Consider the following 13859-nt stretch of genomic DNA (forward strand, 5'->3'; position numbering starts at 1 on the left):
CAACCACTTCACCCGTTAATCAGCATTGCAAAAATGGGGGTGACCATAGATTTCATTGGGGCTTTAACTGGCAGCTGCCACTTATCGCAACGAAACCCTAGGGATTGAATAACAAGTGACTCAGGATGAGGAGGGGCCATGACAAAATGGCTGTGTCTGGCGGTGTCTGTGTTGCGAACTGTCAGTAGTTGTCTTTCTATGTTTATGCTAAATATTTCTTTGCCTTTTTCAGATTCTAATACTTGGTTGATTTGTTTGACTCGTTCTTTTGTTTGTGGGGAAGGGGTATGGTTGTTGTGACCAATTTGGTATTTAAAGGTGCTAGGGTTGTAAGAGATTTTATGCATAATTAACCTTGTGTTGTCTTGGTTGCTAGGATCATGTAGTGATAATTAAGATAGCCCATGAACTATTTTTCATCAGGTTGTTCTGGGTAGCCAATGTTAATCTCTCCCCAGGCTACTAATTTTCAAAAAGCGCCCAACGGTTTCATCCGCTATGCAAGGAGAGGCGTGAGAGGCGCATTGTGTTGGTTATTCAAGTGCCCAAATCAATCAAGCTTTGGTCGTTGCCCTCTGTGAAAAAACCTTCGGGTGTCTTGGGGCTGGCCGGGTAAGGCTCCAAAAAGATGATGAGCTTTTTTTGAATGCGTGGCTGGGTTCTTCGAAGCAGCATATGAGGCATCCTCCTGCAAAGAGGAGGCCATATGATTATTTCCGCGATGGGTGCATTTTTTGAATGCCATCCACGGTTTGGATAAGCGGGGCAACCCATGAAAACATGACCAGGAGCAGCACTTAGTCCCCCTGCACTCTAAATGCATTCCAATCTTCAAAACGCTCATCGAAAAAATCTAGGACCCCCTATGAAATTCTCTGCATATTTTGGTTTGGTCGGCACCATCGTGATGGGGACGGCTCACGCAGCCTCCCTCAATGTCCCCATGAACTTGGTGAGTGCGGATGGGGCGCCGCAGGCGATTGGAACTGTCAGGGTCAGCGAGACCCCCTACGGCTTATTGTTCACTCCAGACTTAAAGGCCCTTCCGGCCGGCGTGCATGGTTTCCATGTGCATGAAAACGGTAGCTGCGCAGCGGGAACAAAGGATGGGGTAAAAATTGCCGCATTGGCAGCTGGCGGTCACTTTGATCCGCAAAAAACCGGAAAGCATCTGGGCCCTTATGGTGACGGGCACTTGGGCGATCTGCCTGCGCTCTACGTGACTGCCGATGGGATATCCGACTATCCGGTGTTGGCGCCGCGCCTGAAAAGCCTTGCAGAAATCAAAGGCCGTGCGTTGATGATCCACACCGGCTCCGATAACCATTCGGATATGCCCAAGCCGCTGGGTGGTGGCGGTGACCGTGTGGCTTGCGGGGTGATCTGAACTGGGCGGCCTCCTTGCTGCTGCATGGGCGGGAGGGGCTTGAATGATCAAAGGATGTGAAGTGTGTAATCAGCATATTGCCGCTGAAACACATTTTCCCCATTCAATTTCCCTAGCGCATTACTCCAGAAGGTAACGACGGGGATGAAGCTGACTCGTGAAGGGGCTTCGCCCGCGCCACAAAGATGGAGTTATTGCGTCGGGCTTCTATTTATTACTCGGTGAATAAAATGACTTCACAATACCAGGCCGCTATCCGGGAGCTCTGTCTTTCGTTGTCACTACCGGAGCCAGAAATTATAGAGTCGGTGACCAGTCTGCAGCTCGATACCCATGTCTGCCATCTGACCGAGCATCCTGCCGATTACCTGCTGATGTTTGTCAGTGTGACGCCCTCGGAACAGGTTTCAGTCGATGAGCAGAACCTGTTCAGCCAGGATCCATGCAAGCCGGTACTGGGGCTTGATCCGGTCAGCCAAGGTAAAGTGTTATGGAATCGTCAGCATCTGATGCAGATGGATCGTGCCATGGTGCACCATCAGTTGGAGCAACTGGTGCATGCCGCGAGCCAACTGAGTGAGCCCGTGTGATTAGTCAGTGAGATGAAGGTGCTGCGTCAGCTATTATGTTATGTAATCGCGGCGTTTATGTACTGGGTCAAAGCGAGGGGCTGATTTCTTGGCCCCTTGTTTTTTCATGCAGATCTAGAGCAACTCGAAAAAGTCAGAAAATCCAATCAAATATTTCGCACGAGCAGACTATTTGAATAGCGCTGCTCTACATAAGATTGCACCATCGCCTGAAACTCTTCTGCTATATATTCGCCACGTAGCGTTCTGACTTTAATGCCATCGACGTACACCGGTGCGGCAGGTGATTCGCCTGAGCCAGGTAGTGAAATACCGATGTTGGCATGCTTGCTCTCGCCAGGGTCATTGACAATGCAGCCCATCACCGCGACGTTCATTTCTTCGACGCCGGGATACTGGGTTTTCCACTTCGGCATCTGTGTGCGCAGGTATCCCAGGATGCGGGATGCCAGTTCTTGAAACAGTGTGCTGGAGGTGCGCCCGCACCCGGGGCAGGCAATGACCATTGGGGTGAAGTTGCGCAAGCCCATGGTCTGCAGGATTTCTTGAGCCACGATCACCTCATTTTCCCGTGCCGCGCCTGGCTCTGGTGTCAGCGAGATACGCAGGGTGTCGCCGACATGGTTCGCTGCGTGTCGCGTTCTCGTCCATGATCCGTGCCAGCAGCGCCTGATCGAGGCTCCCCCAGTTCACGCCGATGCGTATCGGTTTGTCGTAGTTGCAAGCCGTCTCGATCATTTGGCTGAACTGCAGATCGTGATTGGCGCCCATGCCGACGTTGCCGGGATTGATTCGATACTTGGACAGGGCCTCTGCGCAGGCGGGGTAGTCGCGCAATGGTGTGTGGCCGTTGTAATGGAAATCGCCCACAAGAGGTACAGGTACACCCATGCGGTCGAGCTGCTCGCGAATGATCGGAACCGCAGCGGCGGCCTCGGGTGTATTGACCGTTATCCGGACCAGTTCGGACCCTGCATCTGCCAGGGTTTTGATCTGGGCTGCGGTAGCCATGGCATCAACGGTATCGGTGTTGGTCATTGACTGAGCGAGTATCGGGGCATCACCGCCTAGTGTGACGATGTTGTCGGCCCATTGCACTTTGGCTTGGCGTGTTTTTTTCGCGGGGTGGTCCCGGGGGTTGCAGGCTGGTTATCGGGTTTCATTGTGGGACTCCATTGGTTTTATGTGCTGCGAATAACTATCGGTTAATGCTGAAAGTGCAGTTCCTGTGTTTGGGTGTATGTATTAGCAGGATATTGGTTTCATGAAATCAATAAGCATATTTTTATTTTGTACGTCTTTCAAAAAGGGCTCTTTTGGTGGTGGGGTTTGGCTTGATAATGTGTGAGGGTGCATGTTCAGGTTGTTCGGCTTTATGTTTTAGCTGTTGCCAGTCGTTTCAAAAGGCTTGGCTGTGAGCTTTTTATGGTATTTATGATTTTTGCTTCGAGAGATTATGTGCCTGACTAAGTTAAGAGCTGTCTTGAAGTAAAAATTCAATGGGGGTTAATTTAATTTTGTGTGTTTTTTTGGGGGGGGGCTGCCTGGAAGTTATCTAGGAGGCTGGTTGCTTGCAGTAAGTCTGATAGCAAATGGTTTTAATGTTGTTAATGTGGCTAAAGTGTCAGTGAGGATGGTTGGATGGATATATCTGGTTTGTTTATGGGGTGTGCCGGGAAGAAAAGTGCAGGTGCTGCGCCCAATAGTATTAAACAGGCACCGGTGGCGATAAGCTTAAAGGGTGCAGGTAATAGTTGTACATCGAAAAGCAGTTTGAATATCGAGCCCGCCTTTTCGCGGGTGAGTAGAGTGTGCTCTTCCGTCCGGCGCGTAGTATTACCCCTGGGGAGCTGGGAGCGTAATCAGTTCAAGCGGGTGCAGCAAAAAACTGAAGTTTGGGTTAGGCAATTACCAGTAGAGGAGCGATATAACTTACTGATTAATCAATGCACTTACTGGGTCCATGCTTTTGTTGATTCTAATATGTTGTGCGTTAAAGAGAGAGGGGGAGTGGAGAGGGATTTTAAAAGGTTTATTGTTGACGTTGTTCGTAAGCAAGGAGGGATGGAGAAAGTCGCCTATGTGGGAGGTCCAGGTTTATTGACTCAGCAGCTAAAGATTATGTGTGGCAGGGCGGGGCTTGAAGTGTCAAATAAAAATCCTGCATTAGAACAGGCTTGTGATTATGCTGCCAGGGAAATAGGTACGAAACTTGCTGGTGAGCTAGGTACTTGCTCCTATATGGATCTGAGGTATGCATTGTCTGAAGCTATTAGAGATTATTTGGCCGATATGAAGGCGAGGGCAGCAGGGCTCCCATCTCACGATTTTAATTCCGTATCGCGCAGGCATTTGTATCATACTGATTCAATTAAGCTTTCAGGGCGCTGGTGCTCTACACGTTAGTCCATTAGCTTAAGTTCTGTGTTGTAAGTCCATAGCCATACAGTCTCTGGCGAGTCGTAGCCTGTATGGCGATTTTGTAGGGGGGGGCTTAGATATAAAAGAAGGCCAGTGCTCTCTGGTTTTGTACTTCAAAGATTTTTTGTTCTGGTCGAGCAACTAGTTGGGCGGTATAGTATCGCTGCTTACTGCCGATGGTTTCTGCGCCGTTGGCCAAGGTGCTGAATGCGGGTCGTAGCCTGACTGGTGGTGTATGTGGGGGGGGGCTGAAGTGCGGATGAACCAGATTCCATAGCTACAACCGATATCGATCACTCATAGCTATGAAAAGGCTGGTTGCTTAATGGTTTTAAAAAGTGTCCAAAATTAATCGTCAGGTTTGGCTGCTTGAGTATTGAGTATTGTCGGTTTTTCGAGTAGGCGTTCACGCATTTGATGTAGTTTTTTTGCCGTGTCGCTCATTGTGGTGTTATGGGCTTTTTCTTCTTGAAGGTATTCCGACTCCGATTGGATACGATTGTCTATGCCTTTGAGCGACATAGCTAGTTCGTTGTGTAGGGTAATAGCCTTTTGCTGATTGGCTGTATCTGTTTGTTGGTTCAAGTATTTAATGAGGTTTTTGCAATCGTGCTTCAGTACCTCAAGACTTGTGCATTTTCCGAATGTCAGTGCGTGATTAGAGCAGGATTTTAGAATCTTGGCCAGATCAGCTTGTGCAGTATGTTGATTGTTGGTTTTGAGGTAATGGGAAACTAGGCGGGGGAGCTTTTTATTATAGTGGTCGGTAGTGATAGGTCGAGCATAGCTTGCTCCTGCAGAAGTAGGGGGTTTGCATGTAAATAGGTTCATAAGGTAGGCTTCATGCTTTTCAAAAGATATAAGAAATAATGTTGTTTGAAGATTATCCGTTGGGTAAGGCTGGATTGGCTTTCAATTTTAGCTCAAGCATCAAAGTGCTCTAGACTCTGTACGAAAAATGCCAAACCATCCGGATCTGTGCCGTGATTATGGCGATCCGACCCGCTTCTACCGTAAGAGTGACAGTAAGGTTGGTATTACATCAGCACGTCTTCATCCTATGATCCCGATCATTAACCAGACGTTGGTCGGCGATGGTGAAAGGTGGATATGTTTTCCGTTCTTCAGACTGACCCCTGGATCAAATAATAGCGGTTAGACACTGGTATCGGAGATCTGTGCTTCACGTTCCTCGGTCTTGCCGAGGGCGATAGATGAGGACTAGAGGCATCAACCATTTCGACGCTCGGGCAGTTGCGTGTGCGGATCGGGTGGAGTAGGGCGGTGTTTCTACCCTGGCTGGATATACTTATGGAGGGGCGATGTGCAGGGAGTAGCGGATAGGCTAATATCGTGCGGTTATTTGACGTGCTTAGCCACGGTGCCGGCCCAGCACTGTCATGTCACTTCGGTTTACGGCTGGCGCTGACTGTATCGTCCAGATCCTGGATGGACTGAGTACCCGCTAGCATTTGCTCATAGCCATTCATTCTTCGCTTATATGAACCTTCATCACCTCTTAGTCTTTCACACGATTGCCAAAACCGGCAGCATTACCGCCTCTGCAAAAGCGTTGCACATCTCGCAACCGGCGTTGTCTCGCGAATTGCGCAAACTGGAGGAGTGCTTCGGTTTGACCCTCTTTGAACGCCAACCGCGTGGCATGCGTTTGACGCACGCCGGCGAAGTTCTTGCCGAATATGCCGATCGCCTCTTTGATATTGCCAGAACGGCTGACCTGGCGATGAAGGAACTCGCAAGCGCCAGGATTGGGCACTTATCCATAGCGGCGAGCAACACCATCGGTACCTATGTATTGCCGCGCGTTCTTGCACGTTTTCGCCGTAACAATCCAGGTGTGAAGGTCAGTCTCTTCGTGAGTAACACGGAACAGGTTTCTCAGGCCGTTGCGGACATGCGCTACTCGCTGGGGTTCATTGAAGGTCCTTTGCATATAAACGGTTTGACCGCGACCCATTTTCGCGAGGACGATTTGTTGCCGGTAGTGGCCGCATGGCATCGGTTGGCCGATGCTACCGCCATCAAACCCCGGGATCTCGATGACGAGCCTTTACTGATGCGCGAAGTGGGATCGGGTACGCGGGAATTGATTGCGGCAGTACTCGAGGATCTGGACGTGCAACAAGGATCGATCATGGAGTTTGGCAACACCGAGGCCATCAAGCAGGCTGCCATTCATGGCGGCGGCATTGCCTGGCTGCCCGCCATCAGTATCGCGGACGAATTGGCCAACGACGTACTCATCCCTTTACCCTGCGCGCCGCTCACGCTTCGCCGCACCTTGAGCATTGTGCGTCGCGCGGCCGTACCTGACGGGCCGGCCGAGCGCGAATTGCTTTCCTTGCTCGAGCAGTAACGGCAAACGACGGGCAAAAAAAGGGCAGAGCGGTGAGCTCTGCCCAAAAGCTATCAGAACACCGCTCGGGTTTAGCTGTTACCCGTCGTCGGTCGTTGAAGGACATGCCCGGCGACATTGACCCTGTGGCTGGCATAGCGACCCTGAATGGGATCGGGTCGCTGTGCCAGGCACCCGGTCACTTCGGCCAGCGCGGGAAGACCTTGGCCAGCCAATGGTCGGCGCTGACATAGCGACCTGCGCCATAGAAGAACAGCACCATGATCATGACCGCATAGGTCACCGTGAACTCGATACCGTTGTTGAGGATGATTGGATCCCCCAGTTCCGTCACATAGTTGAAGCGGCCCGGGAAGGAATGCTGCAGCCAGGTCATGAGACCACTGAGGCGCATGCTTGCTTCCGTGGTCTTGTCGGCAATCGCGGCCCAGCCGTGCGACCAGTGCACGGACAAGCCGGCGACGGTCATCAAGATCGCCAACGGAACGGTGACGATACGGGTGAACAGACCTAGGGCGATGCAGATGAGTCCCGCCACTTCGGTGCCCGTAGCAAGCGTGGCCATCAGAGTGGGCAAGGGCATGCCGAGACCGCCTTGGGCCACCGGGGTAGAGAACCACTCGACCAGGCCACTGAAACCGGTGACTTTGGCGTGGGCACCCTCGTAGAGGGTGGGCAGCAGGTACAGGCGGATGGAAAGTAGCGCTACGAAATCCAGCTTCTTGGACTTTTCGAGGCCGCGATTGAGGAGTGCGATCAGTTTAGCCATGGCGATGCCTTACTATTCGTGGTGTGAGGTGATGAGTTCGCGCTGAAGTGCGTGCGTGAACCAGTGGGCTGATTCCATCGGGGATACGAGTCGCTCACCTCCCGTGAAGGTGGTCAGTTCTGCGATGTCGTGGTTTGAAAGCCGTTGCGTCACGACCCTATGGTCGAAGGTGCGAAAGACGGCATAGGCACAAGGTGCGTCGTGGTATAGCAGCGCTTGCTCCGCAAGTCGGTCGTCCGCGTACAGGTCAAACGGAGTGGCCAGCCATCGCACGGTGGGGTTGAGGCGAATGCGGGTCGGGCGACGAGCGCCCTCTCCATGGGGACGGGGAACCGGGGTTTTATCGACCTCAACGTCAAACAACATCCATTCGTACTCGATGAGGGGGCGCTCGATACCTGGAGGCAGGCGCGGCTGCATGAAGCGGACAAACTCGGTCGCGAGGTGAATGAATTCGGCCCGCGTTGCGCCAAAGCATTTGTAGAATGCGTCGATATCCTGGCGCAGGCGCTCGGCACCGCGATGTTGGGCAAACCGTGGGAACATCGTGGTGACTAGCTCTTGCGCGTTCGCACGGACCAACTCGCCATACGGACCAAGATCGCCGCGACGCACAGCCTGGCACCGGCGCTCAGCTTCGCTGGCGACATCCGGGGCGATGTGAAAGTTCATTGCAGATTCCCCGTCGAGCCCGTCATGGCCTGATGGATGCCGCGCAGTTCCTCACATAGCTCGTCGAGGCTGGGTATATTGTTGTCGCGCTCCAGCACAATGGGCCGCTCGCCGAACCGATGGACCGCATAAATCCCCAAGCCCAGCACGGTGGCCGAGACATCGGCGCCGTGGGTGTCCAAGACTCGCTCTTGAGGACCATTATCGAGATGGCCGGCCATGTGAAAGTAGGTCACCGCGTCCGCCGGTAATGCATCGATGAATGCGCGCGGATCGGATCCGTGGTTACGCGCGTTGACATATGCATTATTGACATCCAATAGCAGCCCACAGCCCGAGGCGTCGACCAGGCGAGCGATGAATTCGCTTTCGGCCATCTGCCCCTCCTCATCGTAGTAGTAGGAGATGTTCTCCAACGTGATACGCCGGGACAGGTAGTCCTGCACCGCCTTGACCTTGTCGACCATTAGCTGCAGGCTCGCCTGCGTGCGATGCACAGGAATCAGCTCGTACAGGTAGCCGCGGCTATCGCGCGACATGCTCACGTGATCGCTGTAGATCGCAATGTCGTAGGTGTCTAAGAAAGTCTTCACTGCGCTCAAGTAGTCCATATCCAGTGGCTGAGCGTCGCCGATGGACAGGCTCAAGCTGTGTGCCACCATTGGATATTTATCCGCGATGGCGTCGAATTGCTCCGTGCTCTCTCCACCCAACCCCATCCAGTTGTCCGGTACGACTTCTAGAAAGTCGAAGTCAGTCCGAACGGGGTCGTTGGCGAGAGGCAAGGCAAACTCGCGCCGGAGCCCAAGCCCTCGTCCTTGGGTGATCATTGGCCACAGACCCCTTCGGCGAGTTTCTTCTGGGTCGTTTCGGCGACGTCGTATCCTTGGGCGGTCAGACCACATTTACCGTCCCGTGTACGGACCAGGCGATCCTGTGGGTCCTGACTGATCTTGGCCTTGCTGTAGATCTTCTCGGTGCCGCACTTGCCGCTGGCACACTTGCCGCCACTCTTGGTGGTCTTGGCGATGGCCGGTGGCGGGGTTTCACTGGCGTGAGCCGGCTGGCTGATGACGGCGAACGAGGCAAGCGAGGCAACGGCGATGGAGAGTGCGAGTGTGTGTTTCATTGGATGCTCCCGGGTCATGGCATTTCGAAGCGCGACAGATCACGGCCTGCGTAGACCGGGCCGTGGTAGTAGCGCTTGATGATTGCAACGTTGCTGTCCTTGTTCTTCAGGGACTTGCCCATGAAGTGATTGAGAACGAGCATCTTGGGGTTGATGGCTGCGGCGATCTTGCCGACGACCGTCGGCGTTGCATGGAGGAATTTAGAGGTGGCGTCGGCGTCGTCGTCGATGGCCGCCGGCATGACCAGGATGTCAGCGCCCTTGGCAAAGTCGATGAATCCGGCACGGCTGCCGTTCTGATCCGCGGAGATCACGATCGTGCCGCGCTTGCCCTCGATGCGGAACGCCAGGGTCGGTACATCGCCATGCGGAATGCCGTAGGCATATACCTTGACCTCGGCGTCTTGATAAACGAGGGACGCTTTCTCGGCGTGGCGATCCACATCGATGATCGGGCTGACCTTTAGGTTCAACCCATCGCTGCCGTCATGCAGCCCCTCGAGGTAGGCAAACGAGCCAGTCTTGGCGCCGAACATGTCGTGGAAGAACTGCGTCATGCTTGGAAAAGCGTCAGACCCGTCCGGACCGACCAGTGCGGTCTTGTTGCCCGAGGCCATGAAATATGCGCCCTTCAAGATGGCGGGCAAGTCGGCGCTATGGTCCGTGTGGAAGTGCGAAATGCCGATGAAGTGCAGGTCTTCCAGCCGGGCATGGGCCTGACCAAAACGCAGGTACGTACCGCCGCCAGCGTCGATGAGCAGCCGTGACTTGCCATCGATCCAGACAATCTCCCCCGACGAAGCGCGGGCGTCGTCAGAGATGGGACCACCGGAGCCGAGCAGTTGGATGCCCATGGAATGCGATGTGTCGCAATTGGTCGTAGCGGCGAATGCGCCGGTGGAGAGTGCCGCCAAGCCGAGAGCGGTGGCGATTCGCAAGATTTTTTTCACAGTGAGGCTCCAAGCGGGCTGAAGTGGAATGTGCAGGTCACCGAGTGGTGCCAGGCAGCACCAATGAGGTGTGACATATCGTCACCTACTGCTGACATATGCACTATTGCTTGTTTTTGATATGTCGCATGCCTTTTTGGTATGCGTTGGCACGATGCGGCCGTGTGGGTGGCTTTGACGCTCTCTCTGGGCTGGGGGGACTTGAGCCATGCCGTTAGGGCATGGCGCACATGCAAAAAATGTCATCGTGCATATCGGAAGAGAGTGGGAGGATGAATTTGAGTCATTCACCGGCCCATACCGCGTTACTTGCTAGTTGCTGTGAGTTCATTACCAGTTAACAAGCAACCTGCCACTAGAGAGATACCTTCATGAAATTGTTTATGCTTGGATTTGCTGCCTTGCTCACCACCGGTTCAGCGTTTGCCGACACTACCGAGGCCTCTCCGGTCATTCACGACAAGACCGGCTTCTATGTTCATATGGATGTAGCAAAAATCATATCCATGACTGACATCCCGGACCAGTGCGGTGTGGTTCCCGCGGGTCTGGATTATCTGGACCATCAGGGGCGGGAGCATGTTCTGGACTATCAGGTTCAAGGACATTGCACGAACGAAAACTGATGGCGTGTTTTCTTTATAAACACTTAACGGTCAGTTGATAACGACACTTCCTAAAGCGCCACCCATAACTTTCATTTAGCCCAAGCGGCTCTTCCCTTTATCACCTCAGGAGATTGATTCGATGAAACGCTCCACCCTTGTCATTGCCTGCTTATTGTCCGTTACTTCTATCGCCGCCGTTGCCGAAGACGGCTCTGACCGGGCCCGCGCCCGTTGGGAGGCGTTCCAGGCCAGCCATGCGCAGGCCCACGTCCACACTGAAGCCGCGCAGAAAACCTTGACAGCCCAGACCAAAAACAACGGTTCTTCCGCAACAGGCACTACCGAACAGAAGCAACAGCCCGATACTTGATTGTTCGAACCGTTCCCGGTACTCACTTCTTCTATGCTTTGCTGCGCTTGATGCTCCCTGAAAACAAGTCCAGAATTGAGTCTCTTCCTGTTTCGGCAAGAAGAGAAAACCCTTAGATTTCAATGGGTCGGACACCAGATGCGAGTCTCGTTTCCCGCTCCAAATATTGTTCTACAGGCTTCTATTGAAGTCTGCAGAAACTGAAAAAAGAGGCTTCGGCCTCTTTTTTTGTTTCCGGTAAGTTCTACTCGATACCATGACTAGCCACGATTTTTTAGTACATTAATCCGGCGCTGGGTAGATCACTTTTTCAGGGGACTCACCTCACCGGAAACCGTACAAATCTCCTTCACCCAAATGAGGTGGAGATTGTACGATGGCCCTCACCGATACCGCGGTCCGACACGCCAAACCCCGTGCAAAGGACTACATCCTCCCTGATTACAACGGCCTCGCTCTTTTCGTGAATACGAAAGGCACAAAGTGCTGGCACTTCCGCTTTTCCTGGGCGGATAAGCAACCCCGTATTTCTCTCGGTACCTATCCTGAAATTAGCTTACGAGATGCTCGTGCTCTGCGTGATGTTGCCAGGGCGCTGGTCGCTAGGAGCATCGATCTGCGTGTCCATCGACAGCTGGAGCGTAATACCAGGCGCCTAGTCGCGGAAAACGGCCTAAGAAGCGGTTGTTCAGCATTGAAAGTGGTATGCAAAGTTGAACATCGCGTTTTTGGTCGTGGGTCTCGATAGTCCGGTTGGACCCAGAACCTCCCGCTTCAATTGGCCGCCAAGTCGGCTGGCAGCGAGGGCGCCCAGGTTGCGATGTAGAGGCGGGCGCCTTACCTTCGCTGTTCACGGCCAGTTAAGCCGTTGGGCCAGGTCGGTGATCAGTCATTAGGCAAGTGCAACTGCACCTCCATGGCGTCATGAAGGAGTCTGACGACCTCAATCACGTCATCGTTTGCCGCACGATAAAACACGATATGGCGCGGGCTTTTGACCGTTCCATGGGGGTGTTTGGCCTGCTGGCGCGAGTAGATGAGGTGATAGCTGCGAAGGCCCGGTGCAATCTCATCGCGGTCGTGGCTGCCAGTGCAATAGGGCATGCCGGCGATAGCTTGCAGCGCGGTGAGGATCAACGCTTGGTAGCGTTGGCGTGCTTGATCGCCGAATTGCACCTGAGAGAATCTGAGGATGTCGACAATGTCGGCGCGCGCAGCGTTGGAAATCCGATACTGCGGCATGCTCAGTGTTTCTCACGCGCGGGCAGGGTTGCCTCCAGGCTCAAACCCTCGAGGTAGTGCTCCAGATCCCCTTCGTTCAACTGCGTGAAGCGCCCGTGCTCAAGATCCATGATGCCGATCGAGGTCGCCTGACGCAGGGCCTCGATTTTGGCGGTGTCTTCGGCGATGCGCTGTTCCAATAGCCGCAAGCCTTCTCGCATCACTTCGCTGGCATTCTGATAACGGCCGGACTGCACCAGGTCCTGGATAACCTGTTCCTGGTGAGGGGTGAGAACTACGTTTCGAGTCGCCATGGTTGGCTCCAGATCAGGAAAAACAATCATGTTTGAATGTTGGCATATTATGCCATCACACTTGCAAATGCATGATTTGGGGGCATCTGACGAGCTGGAATGCAAGGGCTCATCAGCAGTGCATGAGCCAAATGAGCTTTTCCGACGTTGAATAGCCAACGGTGGCATCCGGTGCCGTCGACGACGGTCCACTACCGATACCCCCGGCCCTATCGCAGACGTTCCGTCAGGTAGGGGTCAAAGCCATCACGGCTGACCAGCGGGGAATTCAGCGGCTCCAGGCCCTGCTCAAGCAGAAAGACCGGGATATCGAAATCCTAAAAAACCGCCTCCCCGGCGCTCCGCGGCCCATTGGACTAGAAACACTACGTTCTACACTGATCCCACTGGGCAGGGGGCGTTGGCTTTTTGGAGGCTAAGTCCCCGTCAAAAAACTTGACCCAGGGGAAGCTGCGGACTCGTTAGTGGTGGCACGCTCAGCGTGCCGCTGCTTGTTCGTCCGGGCATGGCATCCCAGCCTTGGCCCAGAGCTCCAATCGCTCGATAAACTGATCGTGTGTGATGCTTGGCGTGGATCGACCTGCACCGGGATCCCAAGCCCATAGCACCAGCGGATCGGTTCTCATATGTTCGATGACTTCTTCGGGTGTTTTACGATTGCCATTGCGTTTGGGGTCCTGCATTTGATGGCATATCTGCGCACTGGTCAGCCCCTCCCAGACCATAGGCAACGGTGGCATATGCCACCCGCGAGCACCTGGCACCTTGCCGTCGGCAGTGTTCTTCTCTTGATGGCAGGCAATACATTGCATCGTCGGTGCTCCCAGACCTGCCGTGCCACGCACTACATTCTGGATATGAGCAATCATCGAATCTTTTTGGGTCGGCCGTGCACTCTGATGGCAGTTCATACAGCGGGGGCTTTGTAAGACGCTCACGACTGGATCGAACAATTGATAAGCGTTGGGCTCCTGAGCCTGTGCGTCGAATGACATAATACTCAGCGCGGCAGACAGCCGCAGAATCGTCGCTCTTGTGATGTACATGTCAG

General features: G+C 53.7%; 18 protein-coding genes and 1 pseudogene. 7 read left to right on the forward strand and 12 right to left on the reverse strand.

The annotated features are described in order from the left end of the window. Nucleotides 1-8: 8 nt before the first annotated feature. Entirely contained in the window at nucleotides 9-347 is a 339-nt protein-coding gene (locus J4E58_RS19875; RefSeq protein WP_143481913.1) for a hypothetical protein, read from the reverse strand. A gap of 518 nt (nucleotides 348-865) precedes the next feature. On the opposite strand from J4E58_RS19875, the gene sodC reads away from it, so the two are divergent. Further along, nucleotides 866-1387: a superoxide dismutase family protein gene (sodC, locus tag J4E58_RS19880; RefSeq protein WP_087092273.1), complete on the forward strand. Its 522-nt coding sequence runs from the start codon at nucleotides 866-868 to the stop codon at nucleotides 1385-1387. A 230-nt stretch (nucleotides 1388-1617) separates the two neighbouring features. Then, nucleotides 1618-1977 (forward strand): CesT family type III secretion system chaperone, encoded by a 360-nt coding sequence (locus J4E58_RS19885; protein ID WP_087092288.1) that lies wholly within the window; start codon nucleotides 1618-1620, stop codon nucleotides 1975-1977. A 146-nt stretch (nucleotides 1978-2123) separates the two neighbouring features. On the opposite strand, the gene J4E58_RS32005 is transcribed toward J4E58_RS19885, so the two are convergent. Together J4E58_RS32005 and J4E58_RS32010 are read right to left on the reverse strand one after the other, a co-directional pair. Beyond that, nucleotides 2124-2651 (reverse strand): flavodoxin-dependent (E)-4-hydroxy-3-methylbut-2-enyl-diphosphate synthase, encoded by a 528-nt coding sequence (locus J4E58_RS32005; protein WP_310650903.1) that lies wholly within the window; start codon nucleotides 2649-2651, stop codon nucleotides 2124-2126. Further along, entirely contained in the window at nucleotides 2539-3015 is a 477-nt protein-coding gene (locus J4E58_RS32010; protein WP_256583220.1) for a flavodoxin-dependent (E)-4-hydroxy-3-methylbut-2-enyl-diphosphate synthase, read from the reverse strand. Before J4E58_RS32010 ends, J4E58_RS32005 begins: the two co-directional genes overlap by 113 nt. A 603-nt stretch (nucleotides 3016-3618) precedes the next feature. On the opposite strand from J4E58_RS32010, the gene J4E58_RS19895 reads away from it, so the two are divergent. Then, nucleotides 3619-4383, forward strand: coding sequence for a hypothetical protein (locus J4E58_RS19895; RefSeq protein WP_143481912.1), 765 nt, complete (start codon nucleotides 3619-3621; stop codon nucleotides 4381-4383). Between the two features lie 363 nt (nucleotides 4384-4746). On the opposite strand, the gene J4E58_RS19900 is transcribed toward J4E58_RS19895, so the two are convergent. After that, nucleotides 4747-5229 carry a hypothetical protein gene (locus J4E58_RS19900; protein WP_143481911.1) on the reverse strand — a complete coding sequence of 161 codons (483 nt, stop codon included), beginning with the start codon at nucleotides 5227-5229 and terminating at the stop codon, nucleotides 4747-4749. Between the two features lie 670 nt (nucleotides 5230-5899). On the opposite strand from J4E58_RS19900, the gene J4E58_RS19905 reads away from it, so the two are divergent. Beyond that, nucleotides 5900-6775: a LysR substrate-binding domain-containing protein gene (locus J4E58_RS19905; RefSeq protein ID WP_087092272.1), complete on the forward strand. Its 876-nt coding sequence runs from the start codon at nucleotides 5900-5902 to the stop codon at nucleotides 6773-6775. A gap of 178 nt (nucleotides 6776-6953) precedes the next feature. Here J4E58_RS19905 and J4E58_RS19910 read toward each other — a convergent pair whose 3' ends face one another. From J4E58_RS19910 to J4E58_RS19930, 5 genes are read right to left on the reverse strand one after another with little or no spacing between them, the layout of a single operon-like run. Then, a complete protein-coding gene (locus tag J4E58_RS19910) occupies nucleotides 6954-7544 on the reverse strand; it encodes a DoxX family protein (RefSeq protein WP_087092271.1) in 591 nt (196 codons plus the stop codon). Nucleotides 7545-7556: 12 nt separating this feature from the next. After that, nucleotides 7557-8216 (reverse strand): putative DNA-binding domain-containing protein, encoded by a 660-nt coding sequence (locus J4E58_RS19915; RefSeq protein WP_087092270.1) that lies wholly within the window; start codon nucleotides 8214-8216, stop codon nucleotides 7557-7559. Further along, entirely contained in the window at nucleotides 8213-9046 is an 834-nt protein-coding gene (locus J4E58_RS19920) for a DUF692 domain-containing protein (protein ID WP_087092269.1), read from the reverse strand. The genes J4E58_RS19915 and J4E58_RS19920 overlap by 4 nt, the downstream gene beginning before the upstream one ends. Beyond that, nucleotides 9043-9345, reverse strand: coding sequence for a hypothetical protein (locus J4E58_RS19925; protein ID WP_087092268.1), 303 nt, complete (start codon nucleotides 9343-9345; stop codon nucleotides 9043-9045). The genes J4E58_RS19920 and J4E58_RS19925 overlap by 4 nt, the downstream gene beginning before the upstream one ends. Before the next feature lie 14 nt (nucleotides 9346-9359). Next, a complete protein-coding gene (locus J4E58_RS19930) occupies nucleotides 9360-10295 on the reverse strand; it encodes an MBL fold metallo-hydrolase (RefSeq protein WP_087092267.1) in 936 nt (311 codons plus the stop codon). Between the two features lie 371 nt (nucleotides 10296-10666). On the opposite strand from J4E58_RS19930, the gene J4E58_RS19935 reads away from it, so the two are divergent. The 3 genes and pseudogenes from J4E58_RS19935 to J4E58_RS19945 form a co-directional block, all read left to right on the forward strand. Continuing rightward, a complete protein-coding gene (locus J4E58_RS19935) occupies nucleotides 10667-10921 on the forward strand; it encodes a DUF2790 domain-containing protein (RefSeq protein ID WP_087092266.1) in 255 nt (84 codons plus the stop codon). Nucleotides 10922-11042: 121 nt separating this feature from the next. Beyond that, nucleotides 11043-11273: a hypothetical protein gene (locus tag J4E58_RS19940; RefSeq protein WP_087092265.1), complete on the forward strand. Its 231-nt coding sequence runs from the start codon at nucleotides 11043-11045 to the stop codon at nucleotides 11271-11273. Nucleotides 11274-11649: 376 nt separating this feature from the next. Beyond that, a pseudogene (locus J4E58_RS19945) lies at nucleotides 11650-11922 on the forward strand (Arm DNA-binding domain-containing protein); the annotation flags it as partial. Nucleotides 11923-12158: 236 nt separating this feature from the next. On the opposite strand, the gene J4E58_RS19950 reads toward J4E58_RS19945, so the two are convergent. The 3 genes from J4E58_RS19950 to J4E58_RS19960 all read right to left on the reverse strand — a co-directional run bounded on the left by J4E58_RS19950 (nucleotide 12159) and on the right by J4E58_RS19960 (nucleotide 13854). Next, nucleotides 12159-12515, reverse strand: coding sequence for a type II toxin-antitoxin system RelE/ParE family toxin (locus J4E58_RS19950; protein WP_087092264.1), 357 nt, complete (start codon nucleotides 12513-12515; stop codon nucleotides 12159-12161). A gap of 2 nt (nucleotides 12516-12517) precedes the next feature. Then, nucleotides 12518-12808, reverse strand: a complete 291-nt coding sequence (locus J4E58_RS19955) for a type II toxin-antitoxin system ParD family antitoxin (protein WP_087092263.1) — start codon at nucleotides 12806-12808, stop codon at nucleotides 12518-12520. Between the two features lie 476 nt (nucleotides 12809-13284). Beyond that, on the reverse strand, nucleotides 13285-13854 hold the full coding sequence (locus J4E58_RS19960) for a hypothetical protein (protein WP_009044406.1): 570 nt from the start codon (nucleotides 13852-13854) through the stop codon (nucleotides 13285-13287). Nucleotides 13855-13859: the final 5 nt, after the last annotated feature.

This window comes from Pseudomonas sp. FW305-25 (genome assembly GCF_017351415.1).
In the GTDB taxonomy this organism is placed as follows: domain Bacteria; phylum Pseudomonadota; class Gammaproteobacteria; order Pseudomonadales; family Pseudomonadaceae; genus Aquipseudomonas; species Aquipseudomonas chlororaphis.

What these genes read in the sequence shown, in the direction of transcription:
- J4E58_RS19875 (WP_143481913.1), bottom strand. Translation starts at nt 347, where the DNA reads ATGCATAAAATCTCTTACAACCCTAGCACCTTTAAATACCAAATTGGT.
- sodC (WP_087092273.1), top strand. Translation starts at nt 866, where the DNA reads ATGAAATTCTCTGCATATTTTGGTTTGGTCGGCACCATCGTGATGGGG.
- J4E58_RS19885 (WP_087092288.1), top strand. Translation starts at nt 1,618, where the DNA reads ATGACTTCACAATACCAGGCCGCTATCCGGGAGCTCTGTCTTTCGTTG.
- J4E58_RS32010 (WP_256583220.1), bottom strand. Translation starts at nt 3,015, where the DNA reads ATGACCAACACCGATACCGTTGATGCCATGGCTACCGCAGCCCAGATC.
- J4E58_RS19895 (WP_143481912.1), top strand. Translation starts at nt 3,619, where the DNA reads ATGGATATATCTGGTTTGTTTATGGGGTGTGCCGGGAAGAAAAGTGCA.
- J4E58_RS19900 (WP_143481911.1), bottom strand. Translation starts at nt 5,229, where the DNA reads ATGAACCTATTTACATGCAAACCCCCTACTTCTGCAGGAGCAAGCTAT.
- J4E58_RS19905 (WP_087092272.1), top strand. Translation starts at nt 5,900, where the DNA reads ATGAACCTTCATCACCTCTTAGTCTTTCACACGATTGCCAAAACCGGC.
- J4E58_RS19910 (WP_087092271.1), bottom strand. Translation starts at nt 7,544, where the DNA reads ATGGCTAAACTGATCGCACTCCTCAATCGCGGCCTCGAAAAGTCCAAG.
- J4E58_RS19915 (WP_087092270.1), bottom strand. Translation starts at nt 8,216, where the DNA reads ATGAACTTTCACATCGCCCCGGATGTCGCCAGCGAAGCTGAGCGCCGG.
- J4E58_RS19920 (WP_087092269.1), bottom strand. Translation starts at nt 9,046, where the DNA reads ATGATCACCCAAGGACGAGGGCTTGGGCTCCGGCGCGAGTTTGCCTTG.
- J4E58_RS19925 (WP_087092268.1), bottom strand. Translation starts at nt 9,345, where the DNA reads ATGAAACACACACTCGCACTCTCCATCGCCGTTGCCTCGCTTGCCTCG.
- J4E58_RS19935 (WP_087092266.1), top strand. Translation starts at nt 10,667, where the DNA reads ATGAAATTGTTTATGCTTGGATTTGCTGCCTTGCTCACCACCGGTTCA.
- J4E58_RS19940 (WP_087092265.1), top strand. Translation starts at nt 11,043, where the DNA reads ATGAAACGCTCCACCCTTGTCATTGCCTGCTTATTGTCCGTTACTTCT.
- J4E58_RS19950 (WP_087092264.1), bottom strand. Translation starts at nt 12,515, where the DNA reads ATGCCGCAGTATCGGATTTCCAACGCTGCGCGCGCCGACATTGTCGAC.
- J4E58_RS19955 (WP_087092263.1), bottom strand. Translation starts at nt 12,808, where the DNA reads ATGGCGACTCGAAACGTAGTTCTCACCCCTCACCAGGAACAGGTTATC.
- J4E58_RS19960 (WP_009044406.1), bottom strand. Translation starts at nt 13,854, where the DNA reads ATGTACATCACAAGAGCGACGATTCTGCGGCTGTCTGCCGCGCTGAGT.